Below are 259 nucleotides of genomic sequence, written 5' to 3'. Positions count from 1 at the left end.
AACATGACGATGACGCACAGCAGGATCGAGGTGGAAAAGATGCCGCTGCTGGTGGCGGTGGCAAAACACAGCGCCGGCGCGCGGCCCACCGACTTGGCCAGCACGTGGCTGACATACAGCGTCAACGGCAGGCAGATCAGGGCCGGGAGGGTGTAAGGCAGCACATACCCCAGCACCCCCAGCAGGCGCCCGCGCCGCCGGAAAAACTCACGCTGGCACAAGCGCCGCACGGTCAGGCGACCCAGTAGCGTCAGCACCG

At 66.4% G+C, this 259-nt stretch carries 1 protein-coding gene; it reads right to left on the bottom strand.

All coding sequences use genetic code 11. From position 1 onward, the window contains the following. The coding region (locus AC0L3U_RS39660; RefSeq protein ID WP_473365159.1) for a hypothetical protein at window positions 1-259 on the bottom strand (259 nt) is incomplete at both ends.

The organism is Bradyrhizobium sp. Kon69 (assembly GCF_055807515.1).
Note: the sequence above shows the minus strand (reverse complement) of the source record. Positions and strands in the feature narration are given on the sequence as shown.